This window comes from Salinibacterium sp. SWN139 (assembly GCF_015864625.1).
In the GTDB taxonomy this organism is placed as follows: Bacteria; Actinomycetota; Actinomycetes; order Actinomycetales; family Microbacteriaceae; genus Rhodoglobus.
Genome location: NZ_JADYWV010000001.1, coordinates 1,044,422 through 1,066,473 on the forward strand (window position 1 = coordinate 1,044,422; position 22,052 = coordinate 1,066,473).

Annotated in this window: 20 protein-coding genes and 1 tRNA gene; 13 read left to right on the forward strand and 8 right to left on the reverse strand. The window is 60.9% G+C overall.

Going from position 1 to position 22,052, the window contains the following annotated elements; genetic code table 11:
- Positions 1–55 precede the first annotated feature (55 nt).
- The gene (locus tag I6E74_RS05025) at positions 56–994 is read left to right on the forward strand and encodes a hypothetical protein (protein WP_197123511.1); all 939 of its coding nucleotides are present in this window, start codon (positions 56–58) and stop codon (positions 992–994) included.
- Between the two features lie 79 nt (positions 995–1,073).
- On the opposite strand, the gene I6E74_RS05030 is transcribed toward I6E74_RS05025, so the two are convergent.
- From I6E74_RS05030 to I6E74_RS05040, 3 genes are all read right to left on the reverse strand, one after another.
- On the reverse strand, positions 1,074–2,708 hold the full coding sequence (locus tag I6E74_RS05030; protein WP_197123513.1) for a cation acetate symporter: 1,635 nt from the start codon (positions 2,706–2,708) through the stop codon (positions 1,074–1,076).
- Positions 2,705–3,097 carry a DUF485 domain-containing protein gene (locus I6E74_RS05035; RefSeq protein ID WP_197123515.1) on the reverse strand — a complete coding sequence of 131 codons (393 nt, stop codon included), beginning with the start codon at positions 3,095–3,097 and terminating at the stop codon, positions 2,705–2,707. The genes I6E74_RS05030 and I6E74_RS05035 overlap by 4 nt, the downstream gene beginning before the upstream one ends.
- Before the next feature lie 65 nt (positions 3,098–3,162).
- Positions 3,163–5,169, reverse strand: a complete 2,007-nt coding sequence (locus tag I6E74_RS05040; RefSeq protein ID WP_197123517.1) for an AMP-binding protein — start codon at positions 5,167–5,169, stop codon at positions 3,163–3,165.
- 119 nt (positions 5,170–5,288) lie between these two features.
- Here I6E74_RS05040 and I6E74_RS05045 point away from each other — a divergent pair, with 119 nt between their 5' ends.
- Both I6E74_RS05045 and I6E74_RS05050 read left to right on the forward strand, forming a co-directional pair.
- A complete protein-coding gene (locus tag I6E74_RS05045) occupies positions 5,289–6,143 on the forward strand; it encodes a LuxR C-terminal-related transcriptional regulator (RefSeq protein ID WP_197123519.1) in 855 nt (284 codons plus the stop codon).
- 77 nt (positions 6,144–6,220) lie between these two features.
- Positions 6,221–6,296 (forward strand) — tRNA-Ala (locus I6E74_RS05050).
- A 72-nt stretch (positions 6,297–6,368) separates the two neighbouring features.
- Here I6E74_RS05050 and I6E74_RS05055 read toward each other — a convergent pair.
- A complete protein-coding gene (locus I6E74_RS05055; RefSeq protein WP_197123521.1) occupies positions 6,369–8,123 on the reverse strand; it encodes a biotin carboxylase N-terminal domain-containing protein in 1,755 nt (584 codons plus the stop codon).
- Between the two features lie 84 nt (positions 8,124–8,207).
- Positions 8,208–8,846, reverse strand: a complete 639-nt coding sequence (locus I6E74_RS05060; protein WP_197123523.1) for a nucleoside triphosphate pyrophosphatase — start codon at positions 8,844–8,846, stop codon at positions 8,208–8,210.
- Positions 8,847–8,867: 21 nt separating this feature from the next.
- Here I6E74_RS05060 and I6E74_RS05065 point away from each other — a divergent pair, with 21 nt between their 5' ends.
- The 4 genes from I6E74_RS05065 (at position 8,868) to I6E74_RS05080 (ending at position 13,217) form a co-directional block, all read left to right on the forward strand.
- Positions 8,868–10,100, forward strand: a complete 1,233-nt coding sequence (locus I6E74_RS05065) for a class I SAM-dependent RNA methyltransferase (protein WP_197123525.1) — start codon at positions 8,868–8,870, stop codon at positions 10,098–10,100.
- An 81-nt stretch (positions 10,101–10,181) separates the two neighbouring features.
- The gene (locus I6E74_RS05070) at positions 10,182–10,892 is read left to right on the forward strand and encodes a response regulator (RefSeq protein WP_197123527.1); all 711 of its coding nucleotides are present in this window, start codon (positions 10,182–10,184) and stop codon (positions 10,890–10,892) included.
- Complete coding sequence (locus I6E74_RS05075; RefSeq protein WP_197123529.1) at positions 10,882–12,171, forward strand: sensor histidine kinase; 1,290 nt, start codon at positions 10,882–10,884, stop codon at positions 12,169–12,171. Before I6E74_RS05070 ends, I6E74_RS05075 begins: the two co-directional genes overlap by 11 nt.
- Positions 12,168–13,217: a hypothetical protein gene (locus tag I6E74_RS05080; protein WP_307784385.1), complete on the forward strand. Its 1,050-nt coding sequence runs from the start codon at positions 12,168–12,170 to the stop codon at positions 13,215–13,217. Before I6E74_RS05075 ends, I6E74_RS05080 begins: the two co-directional genes overlap by 4 nt.
- A 562-nt stretch (positions 13,218–13,779) precedes the next feature.
- Here the strand turns inward: I6E74_RS05080 and I6E74_RS14355 are convergent.
- Entirely contained in the window at positions 13,780–14,016 is a 237-nt protein-coding gene (locus I6E74_RS14355; RefSeq protein WP_197123531.1) for an acyl-CoA carboxylase epsilon subunit, read from the reverse strand.
- The gene (locus I6E74_RS05090; protein WP_197123675.1) at positions 14,013–15,584 is read right to left on the reverse strand and encodes an acyl-CoA carboxylase subunit beta; all 1,572 of its coding nucleotides are present in this window, start codon (positions 15,582–15,584) and stop codon (positions 14,013–14,015) included. Before I6E74_RS05090 ends, I6E74_RS14355 begins: the two co-directional genes overlap by 4 nt.
- Positions 15,585–15,737: 153 nt before the next feature.
- Between I6E74_RS05090 and I6E74_RS05095 the strand changes: the two genes are divergently transcribed.
- The 3 genes from I6E74_RS05095 to I6E74_RS05105 all read left to right on the forward strand — a co-directional run bounded on the left by I6E74_RS05095 (position 15,738) and on the right by I6E74_RS05105 (position 18,443).
- The gene (locus I6E74_RS05095; protein WP_197123533.1) at positions 15,738–16,514 is read left to right on the forward strand and encodes a biotin--[acetyl-CoA-carboxylase] ligase; all 777 of its coding nucleotides are present in this window, start codon (positions 15,738–15,740) and stop codon (positions 16,512–16,514) included.
- Positions 16,515–16,517: 3 nt separating this feature from the next.
- Complete coding sequence (locus I6E74_RS05100; protein ID WP_197123535.1) at positions 16,518–17,057, forward strand: PH domain-containing protein; 540 nt, start codon at positions 16,518–16,520, stop codon at positions 17,055–17,057.
- Between the two features lie 84 nt (positions 17,058–17,141).
- Positions 17,142–18,443 (forward strand): UDP-glucose/GDP-mannose dehydrogenase family protein, encoded by a 1,302-nt coding sequence (locus I6E74_RS05105; protein WP_197123537.1) that lies wholly within the window; start codon positions 17,142–17,144, stop codon positions 18,441–18,443.
- On the opposite strand, the gene I6E74_RS05110 is transcribed toward I6E74_RS05105, so the two are convergent.
- The gene (locus I6E74_RS05110) at positions 18,342–18,917 is read right to left on the reverse strand and encodes a GtrA family protein (protein ID WP_197123539.1); all 576 of its coding nucleotides are present in this window, start codon (positions 18,915–18,917) and stop codon (positions 18,342–18,344) included. The genes I6E74_RS05105 and I6E74_RS05110 overlap by 102 nt on opposite strands.
- 103 nt (positions 18,918–19,020) lie before the next feature.
- On the opposite strand from I6E74_RS05110, the gene I6E74_RS05115 reads away from it, so the two are divergent.
- The 3 genes from I6E74_RS05115 (at position 19,021) to I6E74_RS05125 (ending at position 22,052) form a co-directional block, all read left to right on the forward strand.
- On the forward strand, positions 19,021–20,133 hold the full coding sequence (locus tag I6E74_RS05115; protein ID WP_197123541.1) for a 5-(carboxyamino)imidazole ribonucleotide synthase: 1,113 nt from the start codon (positions 19,021–19,023) through the stop codon (positions 20,131–20,133).
- Positions 20,134–20,205: 72 nt separating this feature from the next.
- Positions 20,206–20,700: a 5-(carboxyamino)imidazole ribonucleotide mutase gene (gene purE / locus I6E74_RS05120; RefSeq protein ID WP_197123543.1), complete on the forward strand. Its 495-nt coding sequence runs from the start codon at positions 20,206–20,208 to the stop codon at positions 20,698–20,700.
- A 47-nt stretch (positions 20,701–20,747) separates the two neighbouring features.
- Entirely contained in the window at positions 20,748–22,052 is a 1,305-nt protein-coding gene (locus I6E74_RS05125) for an LCP family protein (protein ID WP_197123545.1), read from the forward strand.

The window sequence follows — 22,052 nt, forward strand, 5'->3', positions numbered from 1 at the left end:
CGTCACTACCGCGTGCCGACTGCCTGTCGTGCACGGATGCTCGTAGCGTATACCCATGGAACTCACCAGCATCGGCGGCGGCGTCATGATCGCGCTCGCCGCGGCGCTGTGGCTCGTGTACCTGGTTCCGAACTGGTTCAAGAATCGCGAGTACTTGGCTACCGAACGAAACGCCGTTCGACTTCAGCAGACGATCCGCGTCTTGGCGCAGACCTCAGAGATTCCTGACGAGGTGCGCGCGGAAGCTGTTGCGAGGCACGCGGCAGAGCTGGCCAAGGCAAGTGTGAACCAAGGGCCGGTCGCCGTCGGTCGCGCCGTCACCCCACCCACACGCGAAGAAGCGCTCGCGCTCTCCGCCCGACGCTTGCGTCGCACGCGCGCCTTCACTGCAGCCGTGCTCCTGGCCAGCATTGCAGTAATTGCTGTGCAGGTCGTCATGATCTTTACGGCCGGAGCCGCCATCATCTCCGGCACGTGGCTCGTTCTCGCTGCCGCCACCATGGCCGGCATGAGCGCGAGTGCCATGCTGTCGCGGCTAGCAGAACGTTCACGCAGTCGACGCGACAGCAGCGCCCCGCGGGCTCGCACTGCTGCACCTCGTCGCCGGGTTGTGCTCTCCTCGGAAGCCCCCATCGAAGACGTCACGTCGAAGGTCAGCTGGACTCCCGTTCCCGTGCCGAAGCCCATGTACCTCACCCGCAGCAACGCGCCAGAAGCCGCCGTCGCGGCAGCCCGCCACGCCGGGCAGATCGACAGCGAGCTGCGGGCTGCGGCGGAATCCGCCGAACAGGCTTTGCGCGCAAACACCGCCGCGATGGCGTCAGCTACTCGCGAAGCGGAACTTGCGCGGGATGCTCAGCGTGCAGCGACTGCGCCTGCCGAATCTCCGGCCGCGGCATCCGTGCCCAACAGGTTTGCTGGCATGGGGATCGTCGAAGAATCGGGCAACTCGCTCGACCTCGACGCCGCGCTTGCTCGTCGTCGCGCTAGCTAACACTTGCTGCCCCCCTACCGGGCAGAACAATGGGGCGTGCAGTGCGAAGAATCTTCGCACCGCACGCCCCATCTTCGTTCTAGTGAGTTGTCGCCGCTTCAGCGCCGTGGCCACTGAGCGAACGCACATCCATCTCGGCAGCAAGCGCCGGGTCTTCTGTGCGAGACGACGTCACGGTTCCCAACCAGCCGAGAACGAACCCGAGCGGGATCGAAACGATGCCCGGATTCTGCAGGGGGAAGATCGCGAAGTTCACGCCTTCACCCAGCATCGACGTGGGGGTTCCGCTCATGACGGGAGAGAACACGATCAGCAGAACTGCTGCTGACAGGCCGCCAACCATGCTCCAGACGGCACCGCGCGTATTGAACCGCTTCCAGTACAGGGAGTAGAGGATCGTCGGCAGGTTCGCGCTCGCGGCAACGGCGAAGGCGAGCGCCACGAGGAAGGCGATGTTCTGACCTTGAACGCCAATACCTCCCGCGACGGCGAGAACACCGATCACGACGACAGTGCGACGCGCGATCTTGACCTCGGCATCCGGGTCTCCCTTGCCCTTCTTGATCACGTTGGAGTAGATGTCGTGAGCGAAAGATGCCGCTGCCGTGATCGTTAGCCCTGCCACGACCGCAAGGATCGTAGCGAACGCGATCGCGGAGACAAACCCCAGCAGCAATGGCCCGCCGAGTTCTAGCGCGAGCAGCGGAGCTGCGGAGTTTACTCCGCCGGGAGCATCCAGAATCGTTGCAGAACCTACCAAGGCAGCTGCACCGTAACCCAACACGAGGGTGAGGATGTAGAAGCCGCCGATGAGCCAAATCGCCCACACGACTGAGCGCCGTGCCTCTTTGGCGGTTGGCACCGTGTAGAAGCGCATGAGCACGTGAGGCAGGCCTGCCGTGCCCAGCACGAGGGCGAGCGACAGCGAGATGAAGTCGAGCGGATTTGCGCCGTACTTGAGTCCCGGCGCCAAAATAGCGTCAGCGGGCGTAGCCACGGAGTTGTCGACTGCGCTCTGCAGCACGCGCGACAGGTCGAAGCCATTGATGACAAGCACCCAGATGGCCATCGCGATTGCGGCGCCCACGAGGAGGAACGCTTTCACGATTTGCACCCACGTGGTGCCCTTCATGCCGCCGATCAGCACGTACAGGATCATGAGACCGCCGACGATGGCGACCACGATGGACTGGCCGACCTTGTCGTCGATGCCGAGGAGAAGCGAGACGAGACCACCAGCTCCGGCCATTTGAGCGAGCAAGTAGAAGAAGCAGACCGCGAGCGTTGTTAGTGCGGCTGCCATTCTCACCGGACGCTGCTTCAGGCGGAAGGAGAGAACATCCGCCATCGTGAATTTGCCGGTGTTGCGCATGAGCTCAGCCACCAATAGCAGGGCGACCAACCAGGCCACCAAGAAGCCGATGGAGTACAAGAACCCGTCGTAGCCATTGATCGCAATGGCGCCAACAATGCCGAGGAAGGATGCTGCGGAGAGATAATCTCCGGTGATCGCGAACCCGTTTTGCGGACCGGTGAACGAACGGCCGCCCGCGTAGTAGTCGGCCGCCGTCGCGTTGTTGCGACTGGCGCGAATCACAATAAAGAGGGTGATTCCGACGAAGCCGATGAAGATCGAGATATTGAGAACCGGATTGCTCTGAGACTCAGCATCAACCGCAGCAGCGGCGGCCATGGCCAGGGTGTTGGCGATCATAGTGCTGACTCCTTCGCGGCGAGATCTGCTCTGATTTGGGCGGCGAGTGGATCCAGCCGCCGGTTAGCGAATGACACGTACATCATGGTGATCACGAACGTGCTGATGAACTGGCCAAAGCCCAACAAGAGTCCGACATTGATGACGCCGAAAACGGGCGTCGCCATGAAGTCATGGGCGTAGGCCGCCAAAATCACGTAGGCGAAATACCAGACCAAGAAGAACACCGTGAGGGGAAACACAAACGAGCGGTGTCGCCGTTTGAGCTCAATAAAGGCCGGCTCCTTCTCTTCATCTTGATAGATGAGCCCGGCACGCACACTCGGCACATCGGTGGGGTCGCCTGGCGGGAACACTTCGTTCTTGGCGGGGGAAATTTCATCAGACATTTGGGGCCTCCTTGCCACAAACAATTGAGAGGGGGATGGATGGTGGGGAATGGATGAAGGGGGAACTACTGCGAGCGAGTGCGTCCGGCCGCGGTGTAGAGCGCATCGAGCACCGTGACATCTTCGATCGTGGGAGGGATACGCACCTCTTCGCCGTCGAAGATCTGGCGAATGGTTTTGCGAAGGATCTTGCCCGACCGTGTCTTGGGCAGCCGCTCGACCACCATCACGTCCCGGAAAGCAGCGACCGGGCCAATCACCTCGCGCACGAGCGCCACAAGTTCGATGGCGAGATCGTGCTCAAGGCGATTGCGGCCGTGCTTCACCGTGATGAACCCGGCAGCGCGCTGGCCTTTGAGCTCATCGTGCAGCCCGAGAACAGCGCATTCGGCCACATCGGGATGCTGAGAAATCACTTCTTCGAGCGACCCTGTCGAGAGGCGGTGCCCGGCCACGTTGATCACGTCATCGGTGCGGCCCATGACGAAGAGGTAGCCCTCGTCATCGAAATAGCCGGCGTCACCGGTGGCGTAGTACCCGGGAAACTCTTCGAGGTAGGAACTAGCGAACCGCTCCGGGCTTCCCCAGAGTCCGATGAGGGCGCCGGGAGGGAGCGGCAACTGGATGGCGATGTTTCCCTCGGTGCCCGGCTTCGTCACATCGTTGCCGTCCGCATCGAGGATGCGGGGGAGGAAGCCCGGCATCGGAATGCCCGTTGAGCCAGCCTTGGACGGCAGTTGCTGCACACCGCGCGGATTGGCACAGATTGGCCACCCGGTCTCGGTCTGCCACCAGTGGTCAATGATGGGAACGCGGATGCCGTCATTGGCCCAGTGCCAGGTCTCGGTATCGAGGCGCTCGCCAGCCAAATACACCGCTTGCAGGCTGGACGTGTCGTACTTGCCCAGTTCAGCGAGCGCGGGGTCTTCTCGGCGGATCGCGCGCAGCGCCGTCGGCGCTGTGTACAGCACATCAACCGCGTAGTCCTGGATGATGCGCCAGAACGTTCCGGCGTCGGGGGTGCCAATGGGTTTTCCTTCGTACAGCACGGTGGCCGCGCCAGCCAGCAGCGGACCATAGACGATGAAGGAATGGCCGACGACCCAGCCGACATCCGACGCGGTGAAGATCGTGCTGTCGTTTCCCACGCCGTAGATATGAGTCATAGCCCACTGCAGGGCGACGGCGTAACCGCCGGTGTCCCGCACGACACCCTTGGGGCTGCCGGTGGTGCCCGAGGTGTAGAGAATGTACAGCGGGTCGTGGGCGTGCATCTCCACAGCGTCGGCAGGGAGCGCGGCCGCTTCGAGGTCATCCCAATCGAGCCAAGCGACGTCTAGCGAGCCACCGCTCGTGGCGCCGGTGGCGTACTCGGCGATATCGCCATTGATCTGCGGACGGTCTTTGACCACGACGTAGCGCACGCTCCCCGTGCTCAAGGCAATGGCCTGATGCACGATCGGCAGGTATTCCACTTGGCGTGACGGCTCGAGGCCACCGGTCGCCGTTACGATCACGGATGGCGTGGCGTCGTTGATTCGTACGGCCAGTTCATTGGCGGCGAAACCTCCGAAGACGACGGAGTGGATGGCGCCGATGCGGGCACACGCGAGCATCGCCACTACGGCCTCGGAAATCATCGGAAGGTAGATCAAGACGCGATCGCCAACACCGACTCCGAGTTCGTGAAGTGCGCCGGCAAATTTGCGAACGCGTTCGAGGAGCTCGGCATAGGTGAGAGTTTTCTGCTCACCCGTCATCGCGGAGTCAGTGATGAGGGCGGGGTTGTTTCCTCGGCCGGCGGCGACGTGCCGGTCAAGGGCGTTGACACTCATGTTGAGTGTTCCGTCGGCGAACCAGCAACCTTGCGCTGTTCCGGGCTCGTGGGCCGGCGAGGGGGAGGACAGCGTCGGTGGGGTGATCCAATCAACGCGCGCTGCTTGCTCAAGCCAGAAACCGTGGGGATCGTGGGTAGCCTGGTCCTGAATTTCGGCGAAAGAACCACTTTGCTGGCGCAAGCGGGCGGCCGTGTTCTGAGCAGAGACTCGCTCTAGCGAAGGGGCATCTGACATCAATTTCTCCTTTGAAATGCTTGATGTGGATTCTCAGTGGGGGCTGAAGAATCCCGTGCTAGCCTCACATTACGGAGGGGCGTACCGAACGTAATACCCCCGAAAGTTGGGAATCCGCAATGACGCAGATGTCTGAACCAAGTGACTTCGAATTGATCCAGCAGGCCACTCGCGAGATCGCCGCGAGCACTGGTTTCAGCCTGTCGTTTGGCGGTCTCACCTCGGGCATAGAGCTCACCGTAAGTGCCTTCAGCGGTGCTCGCACTGGCAACCTCGATGGGCTCAAGGTGCGGCGAGAGCGTGGGCTTGGTGGGTTGGCTATGGCGCAACGCAGCCCGCGGTTTACGCGTGATTACGAGCATTCGGCTGACATCACACACGACTATGACGGCGCTGTGTTGGGCGAAGGAGTTGTCTCGCTTTTGGCGATTCCAATCATTGCCGGAGGAACACTGCGCGGGTTGATTTATGCCGGATCACACTCTCTCGTCGAGCCAGATACGGCTGCGGCTCGACCGGCGGTGGCGATCGCTACCGCACTCGGAAACGAGCTCGCCATTCGGGATGAGGTCACCCGTCGAATGGTGGCATTGCGGTCGAATCAGGGTGGGGGATTGTCTCCGGTCGCGGAGGAGCACCTGAGGGAGCAGTTTGCGCAGCTGCGCCAGCTTGCGGCGACGGTCTCGGACCGCGATGTGAGGCAGAAGCTCCACGAGATCGGGCGCGGACTTTCGCAAGCGGTGTGCGGCGGTGGCGATGACGCACTTGCCCGATCGACGGTACGACTTTCGCCCCGAGAGACGGATGTGCTTTCGTGCGTGGCGCTTGGCTACAGCAACGCTCGAACGGCGGCTCTTCTCTCGCTCACCGAACAAACAGTGAAGGGATACCTCGGTAGCGCCATGAAAAAGCTCGATGCGTCGTCACGATTTACGGCAGTTTCGACCGCGCGCAAGCTTGGACTGATGCCGTAGTCCTCGCGGTGCGCCGCAGCGCGTGAAGTCAGGTGCCGCATGATGTTTCCTGAGTGATATCGTTGGTTCTGCAGTACGGGCCCTTGGCGCAGTTGGTAGCGCGCCTCGTTCGCATCGAGGAGGTCAGGAGTTCAAATCTCCTAGGGTCCACCAACTGTAAAGGCCGCACAGCCTGTCGTCATGACGGGCGGTGCGGCCTTCTTTACGTTGGGGGCCTGCCGTGGTCTAGTCGGCGATGTTCAGGAGCAGATGACCCGAGGACACCGTGAGGCCAACAGCGGCGTTCATCGTCGCGATAACGCCATCTTTGTGAGCGACGAGCGGCTGCTCCATCTTCATGGCCTCAAGCACGAGGATGAGGTCGCCCTTGACGACCTTGTCTCCTTCGGCAACCGCAACCTTGACGATCGTCGCCTGCATCGGTGCCTTGACCGAGTCGCCGGTGATCGTATTGACGCTGGATGCTGCGCGACGTTTCGGAGCGGCCGAGAGCGTTGCGCCGGTTGAGGTGCTCGGCACTAGCTTCGAGGGCAGATTCACTTCGACGCGTTTGCCGTTGACCTCAACGACCACGTTGTGGCGGGCGACGACGGGCGTCTCGTCAGCGAGCGATCCGGTCCATGGCTCAATGTCGTTGTCGAAGTCGGTTTCGATCCAGCGTGTGTAGATGCTGAACGGTTCGCTTGTGAACGCCGGATCGCGAACGATCTTGCGGTGGAACGGAAGCACCGTGGGAAGACCAGCAACTTCGAACTCGTCAAGGGCGCGACGCGAACGCTCGAGGGCATCCTCGCGGCTGGAGCCAGTAACGATGAGCTTGGCGAGCAAAGAGTCGAACGCTCCACTGATCTCGTCACCGGTCGTGACACCGCTGTCGACACGGATGCCGGGGCCGCCAGGCACACGCAGAACGTGCACGGGGCCGGGGGAGGGCATGAAGTTCAGGCCCGCGTCTTCACCGTTGATGCGGAACTCGAAGGAGTGACCGCGCGGGATGGGGTCGTCGTAATCGAGAACTCCACCCTCAGCGATGCGGAACTGTTCGCGCACGAGGTCGATGCCGGTGACTTCTTCAGACACGGGGTGTTCGACCTGAAGGCGCGTGTTCACTTCGAGGAATGAGATCGTGCCGTCCTTGGCAACCAAGAACTCACAGGTGCCAGCACCGAGGTAGCCCACTTCGCGCAGGATGGCCTTGGAGGACTCGTACAGAGCCTTGTTCTGCTCATCAGAGAGGAACGGAGCCGGTGCTTCTTCCACAAGCTTCTGGTGGCGACGCTGCAGCGAGCAGTCGCGGGTGGAGATCACGACAACGTTGCCGTGGGCATCCGCCAGGCACTGGGTCTCGACGTGGCGGGGCTGGTCGAGGTACTTCTCTACGAAGCACTCGCCGCGACCGAACGCGGCAACAGCCTCGCGAGTAGCGGAGTCGAACAGCTCGGGAATTTCTTCGCGAGTGCGAGCGACCTTGAGGCCGCGACCGCCGCCGCCGAATGCAGCCTTGATGGCAACGGGAAGACCGTGGATGTCAACGAAGTCAAGAACCTCGTCTGCACCCGAGACGGGGTTGAGGGTTCCCGGGGCGAGTGGTGCGCCCACCTTCTCAGCGATGTGGCGGGCAGAAACCTTGTCGCCCAGCTTCTCGATGGCTTCGGGGGACGGGCCGATCCAGATGATGCCAGCGTCGATGACAGCGCGAGCAAACTCGGCGTTCTCGGCCAAAAAGCCATAACCAGGGTGAATGGCGTCAGCGCCAGAACGGCGCGCGATCGACAGGATCTTGTCGATAACGAGGTACGTTTCAGCACTCGTCGAGCCGTCGAGGGCATAAGCCTCGTCCGCGAGCTTCACGTGCCGGGCATCCCGATCTTGATCGGCGTAGACCGCCACAGAACCGATGCCACTGTCTTTAGCCGCGCGGATAACGCGAACGGCGATCTCTCCGCGGTTGGCGATGAGTACCTTCGTAATACGAGCCATAGTGACCTAGCTTATGGGGATGTCGGCCGAAGCCTTGGGCGGAAGCGCACAAAAAAAGAGGGCAAGCACTGTGAATGCCTACAGTCACGGCCGATCGATGTTCCAGAGCTCAGTCCACTCGGCGTCGAATTCCCGCATGAGTTGACGCACCAACGACACCGAAAGCCCCACGACGGCGTGCGGATCGCCTTCGATGCTCTCGATAAAGGCCGCGCCGAGACTGTCAATCGTGAACGAGCCCGCGACTTTCAACGGCTCGCCCGTGGCGACATACGCATCGATTTCAGAATCGGTGATGTTGGACGCGAAACTCACGCTGGCGCTCGACACGGCACCCGTGGCTCCGCGCACCTCGCCGCCGCGGTGGTCAATGAGCCAGTGGCCGGAGTGCAACACTCCAGTGCGACCCCGCTGGGCGAGCCAGCGCTGCCGCGCAATCTCGGGTTCGTGCGGCTTTCCAAATAATTCGCCATCCAATTCGAAAGCAGAATCACCGCCGAGAATGAAGCCGTCGATGGGGGCACCATTAACCAAGGCGCCGACAACGGCTTCGGCCTTAGCGCGCGCCAACAACTCAACAAGTGCGGGGCCATCGAGGGGACCAGGAGCGGCGGCAGCCACCGCGTCTTCATCGACGCCAGAGGCCAAAAGTACGGGGTCGACGCCGGCCGCACGCAGCGTTGCCAGACGCGCGGGAGAAGTCGAAGCAAGATAAAGGCGCACAAAGGCTCCTATGCTCATGGGATGGGTGAATTGCTTGGCCGAATGATCGAAGTAGACGTTACCAACATTGCGCACGGGGGTGTCAGTGTGGCGCGGCATGATGGTCGTGTCGTTTTCGTCTCCGACGCGATCCCGGGTGAACGCGTGCAAGCGCGCATTACCGACGACAACAAGAAGTCGTTCTGGCGCGCCGAAACGGTGAAGGTGATCACGCCGAGTGAGCACCGCCAAGAGCATGTGTGGTCAGCCGCGAGTGTTGACCGCGACCCCGATAATCGTGCCGGTGGCGCCGAGTTCGGCCACATCGAACTCGGTCATCAGCGTGTGCTTAAGGCACAGATCCTCAACGAATCGCTCGAGCGCATGGCAAAAGTCTCGCTCGCTCCTCTCGTCGAAGCAGTGCCGGGTGACGATGAACGCAAGGGACTCGGATGGCGCACCCGGGTGAGCCTGCACGTTGACGAACACGGCAATGTTGGCCCGTTTGCGGCTCGTTCCCACCGCGTTATCTCTGTCGCTGACCTACCGTTGGCAACGCCCGAACTTTCTGCTGGAGCACCGCTCGGCGAAAACTTCGACGGGTTTGAGCGCGTGGACATCCTGAACCCCAGCTCGGGCGGCGTTCGCCTGATTATGGGCAAGCAGAAGCCGCAAGTCATTACCGAGACGGTAGGGGAGCGCGAATTCACGCTGCTCGATTCCGGGTTCTGGCAAGTGCACCATGGCGCTGCCGCGATGCTGACGTCTGCCGTGCAAGACGCTATTGATCCCGCACTGTTTGACCCCGCGGCATCCAACCTCGATTTGTATGGAGGAGTGGGACTCTTCGCGGCGGCAGTGGGGGACAAGTTTGGTCCAGCAACCAAGATCACCACGGTGGAAGCGGAGTCGTCGGCCACCGACCACGCCGCCAATAACCTCTCGGAGTGGTTGGGCGCTCATGCCGAAACAGGCCGCGTTGACCGTTGGCTGCGCCAGCACCTGAAGGAAGCAACCGCTGTTGAGCGCGACCGTCTAGAGCGTTCAACGATCATTCTTGACCCGCCTCGTTCTGGCGCAGGCCGGGAAGTCGTCGACCTCGTTGCCAAGGCGCGCCCCGCGCAGATCGTCTATGTGGCATGCGACCCCGTTGCTTTTGCGCGGGATGTTGCCTTCTTCTCCGAGCGCGGCTACGAGCTCTCAGGAGTTCGAGCATTCGATCTCTTCCCGCACACTCACCATGTCGAGGCTGTGGGAACGTTCACACGTAAATAGCTCAGTGTGTTGGGGTGACAAAGCCGCATGTTCGCGCTCTCTCGCACTACTATGGGGGACAGAAACTCAGGAGGACGCCACATGGCCCAGACAGAATCATCCGGGACAGAAACGCCCAGTGAGAGTGCCCAGCGCAAAATCACCGTCGCTGTTGTCGATGACCACGAATCAGTCCGATTGGGACTAAAGGCTGCCTTTATTGACGAGGGATACGACTTCGTTCTCGCCGCAGCAACCGTGAAAGAACTTGTAGAGGGCCTCAACGGCCGTGAAGTTGATGTCGTTGTGCTCGACCTGTCGCTCGGTGATGGCTCGACCGTCACCGACAACGTGAAGAACGTGCAGGCCACTGGCTCTGCTGTGCTGGTGCACAGCATCGCGGACCGCGTCGCCAGCGTGCGAGAGGCACTTGCCGCCGGTGCTGCCGGAGTGATCCCTAAATCGTCAGCCACCAAGACCGTGCTCGCAGCAGCGGCTACCGTCGCCCGCGGCGAGGTGCTCAACAACCTTGAGTGGGCCACCGCTATCGATGCCGACCGAGACTTCTCCAAGGCACAGCTTGGTCGCCGTGAACGTGAAATCTTGCACCTCTACGCTTCGGGTCTCCCGCTCAAGCTTGCCGCTCAGCAGCTGGGAATCGGCTACTCAACCGCACGCGAATACCTTGACCGTATTCGTGTGAAGTATGTCGAGGTCGGACGCCCAGCGCCCACCAAGGTCGACCTCTTGCGCCGCGCAGTCGAAGACGGCATCCTGCCGGGACTCGACTCTGAAGGCGGCGATGGCCACTAGCCTGGCTGGGGCGCGACCGGCGCCGACGGTAAAGCAGCCGCGAAACCCGATCAGCCGCAAACAGGTTGAGCGGGTTATTTCGCGCTCCGTAGCGGTCATCGGTCTGGTCTTTGGCGCCCAAACGCTCCCGTGGCTCTTGGGCCAAGCGGGCGAAGCGCAGCCGTGGTGGCTACTGCTCTTCGTTCCGGCACTGTTCGGAATGCTTATCGTGGTTGTCGTCGCTTCGTTCGCTAACAAAGCAGTGCGATTCATGCACGGCACCTTCGCGGTTGTTTACTTTCTTGCGTTGCTGAGCTGGCCGTTCACGGTCATCCCTGGCGTCGAAGTTTTTAGTGGAATTCACTGGCTGAACTACCTCATCACGGTAGCGACAGCGATGGCCGCGATTGCGTTCAACAGGGTGCTCGCAACCATCTACCTTTTTGCGGCGCCGCTGGTGTACCTCATCGTGCGCATCCTCCCGGTGGGCGGTGGTGCCCCGTGGCAGCTTGCTGTGCTCGAAACGTTCTATGCCCTCATTCTCGGCAGCGCGATCATGATCATCGTCACGATGCTTCGGCAGGCAGCATCCAACGTTGACAGTGCTCAAGCAACCGCACTGCTCCGGTACGGGAACGCGGTTCGCCAGCACGCGACTGAAGTTGAACGCGTGCAGGTTGACTCGATCGTGCACGACAGCGTGCTCACGACCCTGATTTCCGCCGCTCGCGCCTACACACCGGAAGCCGAAAGGCTGGCCGCGGTCATGGCGGGCAACGCTATCGGCCACTTGCGTGAAGCTGCCGCAACGTCGCCTGACGACATCTCTACTGTGCAAGCCACCGATCTTGCACAGCGGGTTATTACTTCTGCAGAGTTGCTCGCCTCGAACTTCACGTGTGCTGTGCGCAGCGTCGGAGCACGCTCGCTTCCTGTGGTCGCGGCAGAAGCGGTGCACTCGGCTGCCGTGCAGGCGATGATGAACAGCATTCAGCACGCGGGTGCTTCAGATACTCAACGCAGCGTCGAGGTTCGCGGTCTCGAAGGCAACGGCATCGAAATTCTTGTCACCGATACCGGAGCGGGATTCGATTTGGACTCCGTGCCGCAAGAACGCTTGGGCGTGCGAGTGTCGATTGTGGAGCGAGTCGCCAACGCTGGCGGTCGAACCGCAATCGCCTCAGTGCCTGGTGCGGGAACTCAAATCTGTATCCAGTGGCCGCACGGCAATCGCAGCGACGAGATAAACACGGAAAGTGTGCGCACTATCACGAACGACGTTGAGGGGGATGAGCTGTGAATATTGGAGTTCCTCGTTACCTGATCGTCGGCATGGCTGCGCTCTTCTCGGCGTACCACATCGTCTTGGCGAACTACACGATTGATATCCCTGACCGCCCCGGTCCGATCTATGTTGCGATGGTTCTCTACGGCATCGCAACGGTTGTCAGTCTGGTGCCGTGGGGCCCCGTGCGAATGCCGATCTGGATGGCGACCTTCAACTTCGCCACGGTCGTTGCGATCTCACTGCTCGTCGCAAATGAGCTCGACTTCACTCGTGAGGGCGGCACGGGCTATGCAACGTGGTACGTGGCCGCCAGCGGAACTCTGCTCACAATTACCTCGACCCGTGGGCGCCACACCTTCGCCTGGTTGGGTATCGGATTCCTTGTCGCGCATACCTTCAGCCTCGGTCCCGTAGGGCCAGCAGGCCTCTTTAGTTTGGGCATCGTCGGGAGTGCATCATGGGTGGCCGTCTCTCACGTTCTCTCGAGCGGGCTGGCAAAGGCATCCAAGGATGCTCAGCGGTTTGTTCTTGCTGAGCAGGAAGCGACCGATTGGCAAGCCGCGCAAGACGCTCACGTTCATGAGCGACAGTTCCGGCTTGAGCAGACGGGAATGATGGCGCTTGAGATGCTCGAACGCATCCAAGAGACCGACGGCGATTTATCGGATGCCGAACGCCGCGAGTGCCTGAACCTTGAAGGAGCTATCCGCGACGAGATTCGCGGGCGCAAGCTCCTCAACGATGCCGTGCGCGATCAGGTCATGATCGCTCGCCGTCGCGGTGCGACTGTCACTCTTCTCGACGAGGGCGGAATTGACGACCTCTCTGACGAAGATCTCGATCGGGTGCTCAACCGTCTCGCTCAGGCGATCCAATCAACCAGCGCCGACAAAGTGATTGCTCGCACTGTTCCTGAAGGGTCGGATGTCGCGATCACGGTCGTCGGGCTACACAGCGCCGGCGATGGCGAATCCAGCGCTCTCGGCCAAGACTCTCTCGAAGAGGATGTCGTCGACATCTGGCTCGAGATTCCTCGCGTCGACATCGTCAGCGTTTAACCGCCCTGCTTGCGCCCTGCAGGGCGCGCGGACATTGTGCGTTGCTCGGGTGCGCCCAGGGGCGCCTGAGGCGCGAGAGCCCCGCTGATGGCTTCGCGGTGCGCTCTGAAGGGCGCTGGGTGATTCGCTGTTCGATCCGACAGGCGAACGCTATCTGAACCTGCACGGACGGGCCTCACACCGAACGCAGCTCATTAGCCGGTTAAAGGCGGAAGGACCGGAGTGGCTATAAGAAGCACTTCTCCGGTCCTTCGCTAGAACCCGGATCAGGACGATAACCCGAATATCGTCCTGATCCGCCCCCAAAGAATTGGCCCGCTTACCCTAGTCGGCCAACCTTTGGCGGTGTAACTCCTATGGAGATCCACCTAGCAGTTAATATTCTGCATCATGCAAACAACTAACAAAGTCGGTTTTTAGGGGGACTCTCGGGGGACAATTTGTGAATTCAGGTGACAAAGTAGCCCGAATATACAGTTTTCGACGAATTCCGCACCCCGCGAACGGGGTACGACTACGAAACCACATGTTTTCGTCGAAACACGGCGCAAAAGCACCGTTGCTAGCGGCGGGCGCTCGCATTCCAAGCCCCAGGACCGCGAGAGAGCGGTTGCCGAATCGGTCGTTGGCTGCGGGCCCACGCCGTGATCGGGGCCGTTTCGTCGGCTCCCGCAAGTTCTGCTGATTCCAGCAGGGCAGCCCGCACGACCGCCGTAGCCGCCGCGACCTCGTCAGCAGAGACATTGGCGGAAACGATGCGGATGTCTGCAGGCTCCTCCTGCCTGTGCTTGCCGTTCACAGCGGAATGTTTCCGTGCTTCTTGGGCGGCATGCTCGCGCGCTTGGTGCGCAGAGCCCGCAACGCCTTCACAACCTGCACACGAGTAGCAGCGGGCTCAATAACGCCGTCGAGCTCGCCGCGCTCTGCCGCGAGGAACGGGCTGGCAACGTTGTAGGTGTATTCGTTGGCGAGGCGCGTGCGCACGGCTGCGACATCCTCGCCAGCGGCCTCGGCGGCCTTGATCTCACCGCGGTACAGAATGTTGACGGCGCCTTGGCCACCCATGACGGCGATCTCAGCAGTCGGCCACGCGTAGTTGAGGTCTGCGCCCAACTGCTTGGATCCCATGACGATGTAGGCCCCGCCGTACGCCTTGCGAGTAATGACGGTGACGAGAGGCACTGTTGCTTCGGCGTAGGCGTAGAGGAGCTTGGCGCCACGACGGATAACACCGGTCCACTCCTGGTCGGTGCCCGGCAGGTAGCCGGGAACATCAACGAGAGTGAGGATCGGGATGCTGAACGCGTCGCAGAAGCGCACGAAGCGTGACGCTTTTTCGCCGGCCTCGATATTGAGCGTTCCGGCCATCGCCTGCGGTTGGTTGGCGACGATGCCCACTGAGCGGCCCTCAACGCGACCGAAGCCGACAACGATGTTGGGGGCGAAGAGAGGCTGAGTCTCGAGGAAGTCGCCGTTGTCGACGATGTGCTCAATGATCGTCTTCACGTCATAGGGCTGGTTGGGGCTGTCGGGGATGATCGCGTTGAGTTTGCGATCCTCATCCGTGATCTCGAGCTCAACTTCGCTCTCATAGATGGGAGCATCCGACATGTTGTTGTCGGGCAGGAAGCCGACGAGCGTGCGGGCGTAGTCGAGGGCATCCTCTTCATCACTGGCAAGGTAGTGGGCAACACCCGACACCTTGTTGTGGGTGAGCGCGCCGCCGAGCTCTTCCATGCCGACGTCTTCACCGGTAACGGTCTTGATGACGTCGGGGCCGGTCACGAACATCTGGCTGGTCTTGTCGACCATAATCACGAAATCGGTGAGCGCGGGGGAGTACACGGCGCCGCCGGCAGCCGGACCCATAATGATCGAAATCTGAGGGATGACACCCGAAGCTTGGGTGTTGCGGCGGAAGATCTCGCCGTACTTGCCGAGAGCAACAACGCCCTCCTGAATGCGGGCTCCACCGGAGTCGAGCATGCCGATGATGGGAACACCAGTCTTCATCGCGTGGTCCATGACCTTGATGATCTTCTCGCCGGCGACCTCGCCCAACGAACCACCAAAGATGGTGAAGTCTTGAGCGTAAACCGCGACCTGGCGACCGTGGATCGTGCCAACGCCCGTCACAACAGCGTCACCATAGGGACGCTTCTTTTCCATGCCGAAGGCGTGGGTGCGGTGACGAACGAACTCATCGAGCTCGACGAACGATCCGTGATCAAGCAACTGCTCGATGCGCTCGCGGGCGGTCATCTTGCCCTTAGCGTGCTGCTTTTCAATAGCCGCGTCGCCACTGGCCGTCACGGCCTCGTGATAGCGGTTCTTAAGATCGGCGATCCGGCCGGCGGTCGTGAACATGTCTGGAGTCGAGTTGTCTTCGGTCACTGTGTCACTTTACCCACCCATCCACCGCTTGTGGGGTTGGCGGAACCCACAAGTTTCAGGCCGGTTTCATTGAGGAAACACTAGAGACGGCATCTCTGGGGTGCTGCAGCGCTCTACGCTGAAGCGATGCACTTGCCATTGAGTACCGCCGTTCTGCCGCTGCTTGAGCACGTCGATGAAATCGGCTCGACGAACAAAGAGCTCCTCACGCGCGCCGCTCGGGGGGATGCCGAACATCTCTCGGCGCTCGTGACCACCAATCAGACGGCGGGTCGCGGACGCTTGGGGCGGGAATGGGTGGCGCCTCCCGGTAAAACATTCGCCGTTTCCGTGCTCGTCGCACCCGAGGGTGCCCCCATTGAAACTCTGTCGTGGATGCCGCTCATGGGCGGATTGGCGATGGCACGCGCCGTGCGCAGCCTGGTCACCGACCGCGAGGTCACCCTCAAGTGGCCCAATGACGTGCAGATCGAAGGCCTGAAGGTGTCGGGATTGCTTTCTGAACTCGTGGCGGGCGGCACAGGAGTGGTCGTGGGAGCGGGATTGAACCTCACGATCGAGCGCGACGAGCTCCCGACATCCGTTTCCACCTCTCTCGCTCTGGAAGGGGCCGAGCCCGGCCTTGATGAGGCGCTGAGCCGGTACCTCACCGAGCTCACGCAACTTATGACCCAGTTCAGCGCTGCTGGACTTGATGCAGTGCCCAGCGGAATCGCGGATGCCGTTCGAGCTGAGTGCGGGACTATCGGTCGTCGCGTGCGGGTCGAGCTGCCCGGCGGCGCCCGAATCTTTGGAACCGCCGAAACCGTCGACGACCGGGGCCAACTCGTGGTTATCGACGATGCGAACGGGCTCCGGCAGCACGTCGCGGCAGGCGACGTCACTCACCTGCGGTATGAATGATCTATGCCGAATGAGATGAGCGTTCAGCGCGAGGCCATTGTTGCCCGCGTTCGCTCTCACGCGCGCGCACTGACTCTCCCAGGAATCGTCTTTGTGGCGACAGCGGGAGCGCTCGGCTACTTCTTTGGTAGTTTCCCGGAGAATTGGCAGAACCTTGCTCTTCTCACCGCCGGGCTGCTCGTCATCATTGTCGCGTGGTTCTTGCCCTTCTTCGGCTGGCTTGCCCGCAACTACACGATCACGACGCGTCGCGTGGTGCTCTCCAGCGGTGTCTTCGTGCGCATCCGCCAAGAGCTGCTGCACAGTCGCGGCTACGACGTCACCGTGCGTCAATCCTGGGTTCAGCGGATGTTCGGCAGCGGCGATCTGCTGATCAACGCCGGCCACGATCACCCCGTGGTGCTGCGCGATATTCCCTCGGTCGCCCTTACTCAAGCAGCACTGCACGATCTCATGGAGAACAACCAAAACGTGGTTTCGCTGCGTCGGCAGCGCGAAGAATCGCAGGCGTCAGACGAGACCACCGTGTGGGGAACACGCTAAAACGCACCCTCGCAGACGACGCTCTCGCGGCATCCGTCTGGGCAATTTACTCGGCGTCAACTCTCATCAGATAGGGTGCGCAACGTGAAGATCTCAGTTATCGGATGCGGGTACCTCGGTGCCGTCCACGCCTCATCTCTCGCAAAGCTCGGCCATGAGGTCGTTGGTATTGACATTGATGCGGCGAAAGTCGCGCTATTGTCGTCGGCGCACGCGCCGTTTTATGAACCAGGGTTGCCCGAACTGCTCGCCGAAACGCTCGCCGCGGGCACGCTCAGCTTTAGTACCGACATGAGTCTGGCCGAGGGGGCGACGGTGCATTTCATTGCGGTCGGTACTCCGCAACAAGCCGACTCGAACGCTGCCGACTTACGCTTTGTCGAAGCTGCATTCGACGCGATTATTCCGCATCTCTCCGTGGGCGACGTCGTTGTTGGCAAGTCCACGGTGCCTGTGGGCACAGCGGAGCGCCTTGCTCTTCGAATCGAGGCCGTTGGCGCTCATCTGGCGTGGAACCCTGAGTTCTTGCGCGAAGGCTACGCGGTGAAGGACACCATCAGTCCTGACCGTCTCGTTTATGGGGTCCGCCCCGAAGACACGCACTCTGTCCTTGCTCTTGACGAGGTTTACGCCAGCGTCTTGGCCCAGAACATCCCGCGGGTTGTCACCGACTACGCGACATCTGAACTGGTCAAGGTCGCAGCGAACGCGTTTCTCGCCACCAAAATTTCGTTCATCAATGCCATGGCAGAAGTGGCTGAAGTCACGGGTGCCGACGTTACGCAACTCGCGGATGCCATCGGCTACGACCAGCGCATCGGTCGTCGTTTCTTGAACGCCGGTCTCGGTTTCGGCGGCGGCTGTCTCCCCAAGGACATCCGCGCTTTCATGGCTCGTGCCTCAGAGCTCGGTGCTGGCGATGCCCTGAGCTTCTTGGGCGAGGTAGACGCGATTAATCTTCGCCGACGCGAACGCATGGTTGACCTGTGCCGCGAGGTGCTTGGCGGGACCATCGAGGGCGCGCGGGTGGCTGTGTTGGGTCTCGCTTTCAAACCTGACTCTGACGACGTTCGGGATTCTCCCGCGCTCGACGTGGCGGCGCGACTTGCAGAGCTTGGGGCTCACGTTCGCGCGACTGACCCGCAGGCAATCGAGACGTCGCGGCGGCTACGTCCTGGACTCGATTACGTCACCACGGTCGAAGAAGCGGCGAAGGATGCCGATGTCGTCCTCGTGCTCACCGAATGGCGCGAGTACCGTGCCATTGATCCGAGCACGCTGGACTCAATCGTTTCGGTGCGCGCGATCCTCGACGGGCGAAACTGCCTGGACCCGGTGCAGTGGCGAGAGGCCGGCTGGACGTATCGCGCGCTCGGTCGTCCCTAGCGCGGCACCGGTTGTGGCGGCGGGTGCCGCCGTAGACAGCTCGTCGTTGAGCGGCTCTTGCACAAAGACCCACGTGCGGTATCCCCAAAAACGGAAGACGGTGCCGAGAACAAGCCCGATCACGTTGCTGGAGATATTGTCGGCTAACAGCGAAGTGAAGCCGAGCACGTAATGCGACACGACGAGGCAGCTCAGACCAATCAGAATGCCGCCGAGGCTTACTAGCCCGAATTTGAGGCCTTCGCGAACAGGATGTTGAAGCTTGGTGCGTCGAAAAGTCCAGTAGCGATTGCCGAGCCAGTTGGCGACGATGGCGACCGCAGTGGATGCGACCTTGGCGAGTACTGGTCCCTCATGCAGAACTTCGGGCGCAAGGATTGTCGTGCGCAAAATGTTGAAGATGACGACGTCGATCACGAGTCCAACGCTGCCAACGAGCCCGAAGCGGCTCAACTGGGTAATGAGTAAACGCACGAATCCGCCCGGTCGATAAGCAAAGATAGAAGAAGCGGTGAAATTCTAGCTGCGAAATCTTGCGCAATCCTGAAAATCAGTCAGCGCTAACTCTGGAGAGATCATGTCAGTAAAAGTCGGTGTAATCGGTGGAGGCCAATTGGCCCGCATGATGATTCCTCCTGCTCTCAATTTAGGCATCGACATTCGAGTGCTTGCTGAAGCCGAAGGATCTCCGGCCAATCTGGCCGCGACCGCTGTCGGCGACTACCGTTCCATCGCGCAGGTGCTCGCTTTCGCGCGACAAGTTGATGTCGTGACATTCGACCATGAGCACGTTCCTCAGGATGTATTGAAGGCACTGGTTGCTGACGGCATAGCCGTGCATCCTGGCCCCCATGCGTTGCTTTTTGCGCAAGACAAACTGCAGATGCGCGAACGCCTCGCGGAATTGGGTTTGCCAATGCCGGCGTGGGCGCGGGTCGCCAGTGTGGGCGACGTAGACGACTTTCTTGCGGCGCACAACGGGGTGGGTGTTCTCAAGACTCCTCGCGGCGGCTATGACGGCAAGGGTGTTCTGATCGTGCGTGCAGGCGCGGACGCCGCACAGTGGCTGACTGATGGTGAGCTCTTGATCGAGGAGCTCGTCGACTTCCGCCGTGAATTGGCGCAGTCCGTTGCCCGCAACCCTTCGGGTGACGTTGCCTTGTGGCCCGTGGTCGAGAGCATCCAGCGCAATAGCGTGTGTGCCGAGGTAGTGGCGCCGGCTCCGGACCTGAGCACAGCGCTTGCGGAGCAGGCTGGGGCGATTGCCCGCACTATCGCTGAAGGTCTCGACGTCACCGGAGTGCTCGCCGTCGAACTGTTCGAAACCAGCGATGGTCGAATCCTCATTAATGAGCTTGCGATGCGTCCGCACAACACAGGCCATTGGAGCATCGATGGATGCCAGACAAGCCAGTTCGAACAGCACCTTCGTGCGGTGCTCGACCTTCCGCTCGGAGCCACTGCGGCACGCGACGAGTGGTCGGTAATGGTGAACATTTTGGGTGGTCCGGTCGGGCAAGAAATGCATGAGCGGATTGCCGCGGCGACCGTGGCTTCGCCGGCGATCAAAATTCACGACTATTCGAAGCAGTCGCGACCTGGCCGCAAGGCGGGGCACGTCACGGCGTCGGGCGCAGATCTTGATTCTGTGCGCAGCGCTGCTCGGGCTGCCGCTGCAGAGTTCGAGTAATTTCTCCCGTGCGCCATTAGTGCGCCGTGTGTTGAAGGCAACTCCTCGGGAGCGGGAAGATAGTATCCTCCTATGTCTTCACCGCTCGTTTCGATTGTCATGGGATCAGATTCCGATTGGTCAGTGATGAAGGGTGCAGCCGATATCGTGGCTGAGTTCGACGTCTCTTACGAGGTCGAAGTCGTGTCTGCCCACCGCACCCCTGAACGAATGATCGAATTTGGCAGGCAGGCGGCGTCGCGCGGCGTGCGAGTGATCATTGCGGGAGCCGGTGGCGCTGCCCATCTTCCTGGCATGGTGGCCTCGGTGACGACATTGCCTGTAGTGGGTGTTCCTGTTCCGTTGGCGAAGCTCGACGGTCTTGATTCGTTGCTCTCTATCGTGCAGATGCCCGCTGGCATCCCCGTCGCGACGGTCTCGATCGGCGGCGCTACCAACGCTGGCCTCCTCGCGCTGCGCATTATTGGCGCAACTGATGCTGCTGTAGCGACGAAGCTCGAGGACTATGCACGCGGTCTCGAGGCGATGGTCGCCGACAAGAACGCTGCTTTACAGCTGCTGCTGTGAGCACAACATCCTCGTTGCGGGCGCCCGATTTAGGTTCCGCGCCAACGATGACCCGCCGTGCATGGTGGCTGGTCGCGCTGAACGTTTTCGTGCCCGGTTCGGCCCAAATGCTGGCGGGTAGTCGCAAGCTTGGTCGTTTTGCGGTTGTTGTTACAGCGCTGTTGTGGGTGCTGGCGATTCTTGCATTCGTTTTGTTTTTTTGGTTTCGCGAACTCTTCCTCGCTGCGGTCACCAACGTTTTTGTTCTCGCGGTCATCGAAGTGGTGCTGATTGCCTACGTGATTCTGTGGATTGTTCTCGCGGTGGATTCGCTGCGTCTTGCCCAAGTAAAGAGAGCTAGCGTCGGTGCGCGCCCCTTTGTGGTGGCGTTCTCACTCATCGCTTTAGTCGCCTATTCCGGTGTGGCGGTGGCCGCGGTCAACATTGTTGACTCAGCGCGGTCAACTATCACTGAGGTTTTCACGAGCGCGGATTACGCACCACCGACTGATGGCCGTTACAACATCCTGCTTCTTGGTGGGGATGCTGGGCCCGACCGGGTTGGGCTTCGTCCAGACAGCATTTCGATTGCCAGCGTCGATGCAGAGACGGGGGAAACCACCCTCATCGGTATCCCTCGCAACCTCGAGTTCATCCCGTTCGTTGAGGGTTCTCCGTTGTACCAGGATTTCCCCTCGGGCTATGACTGCGGCGATGAATGCTTGATCAGTTACCTCTACACCTACGGTGAAGAGCATCCTGAGTTGTACCCGGATGCTGAAGCGAATGATAGTTCGGCCGGCGTTGAGGCGATGCGCGATGCTGTTGAGGGAGTCACAGGGCTCGACCTGCAGTACTACGTGCTGATCGATATGCAGGGTTTTGATGATCTCATTGATGCGCTCGGCGGGGTGCTGATCAATGTGACGGAACGCCAACCAATCGGCGGCGATGAAGATCAATATGGTCAGCCCATTAACGTTGATGGCTGGGTTGAGGTTGGCGAACGAGTGCTTGGAGGGTATGAAGCGCTTTGGTACGCCCGCGCACGACACGGTTCAAATGACTATGACCGGATGCTCCGTCAACGTGAGGTGCAGGAAGCTATCCTTCGGCAGTTCGAACCAGCAAACATTTTGACAAAGTTCCGTACGGTCGCGGATGCGGGCAAACAGGTAGTGACAACAGATATCCCGTCAGTAATGCTCAGCCTGTTTACTGAACTTGCCAGCGGCGCGCAAGATTTCCCGATTGCGACGCTGGAGCTGTCGCCGCCGACGATTGACGTGGGTAACCCCGACTACGAACTCATCCGTGAACTCGTCGCGGAATCGGTCGTTGGCACTCCGGATGCCGAGAGCGAGTCCGAGTAG

Coding starts and splice junctions, on each gene's coding strand:
- I6E74_RS05125 (WP_197123545.1), top strand. CDS start 20,748: ATGACCCGCCGTGCATGGTGGCTGGTCGCGCTGAACGTTTTCGTGCCC.
- purE (WP_197123543.1), top strand. CDS start 20,206: ATGTCTTCACCGCTCGTTTCGATTGTCATGGGATCAGATTCCGATTGG.
- I6E74_RS05090 (WP_197123675.1), bottom strand. CDS start 15,584: ATGTTCACGACCGCCGGCCGGATCGCCGATCTTAAGAACCGCTATCAC.
- I6E74_RS05115 (WP_197123541.1), top strand. CDS start 19,021: ATGTCAGTAAAAGTCGGTGTAATCGGTGGAGGCCAATTGGCCCGCATG.
- I6E74_RS05025 (WP_197123511.1), top strand. CDS start 56: ATGGAACTCACCAGCATCGGCGGCGGCGTCATGATCGCGCTCGCCGCG.
- I6E74_RS05070 (WP_197123527.1), top strand. CDS start 10,182: ATGGCCCAGACAGAATCATCCGGGACAGAAACGCCCAGTGAGAGTGCC.
- I6E74_RS05075 (WP_197123529.1), top strand. CDS start 10,882: ATGGCCACTAGCCTGGCTGGGGCGCGACCGGCGCCGACGGTAAAGCAG.
- I6E74_RS05035 (WP_197123515.1), bottom strand. CDS start 3,097: ATGTCTGATGAAATTTCCCCCGCCAAGAACGAAGTGTTCCCGCCAGGC.
- I6E74_RS05040 (WP_197123517.1), bottom strand. CDS start 5,169: ATGTCAGATGCCCCTTCGCTAGAGCGAGTCTCTGCTCAGAACACGGCC.
- I6E74_RS05030 (WP_197123513.1), bottom strand. CDS start 2,708: ATGATCGCCAACACCCTGGCCATGGCCGCCGCTGCTGCGGTTGATGCT.
- I6E74_RS05055 (WP_197123521.1), bottom strand. CDS start 8,123: ATGGCTCGTATTACGAAGGTACTCATCGCCAACCGCGGAGAGATCGCC.
- I6E74_RS05100 (WP_197123535.1), top strand. CDS start 16,518: ATGCCGAATGAGATGAGCGTTCAGCGCGAGGCCATTGTTGCCCGCGTT.
- I6E74_RS05095 (WP_197123533.1), top strand. CDS start 15,738: ATGCACTTGCCATTGAGTACCGCCGTTCTGCCGCTGCTTGAGCACGTC.
- I6E74_RS05045 (WP_197123519.1), top strand. CDS start 5,289: ATGACGCAGATGTCTGAACCAAGTGACTTCGAATTGATCCAGCAGGCC.
- I6E74_RS05065 (WP_197123525.1), top strand. CDS start 8,868: ATGGGTGAATTGCTTGGCCGAATGATCGAAGTAGACGTTACCAACATT.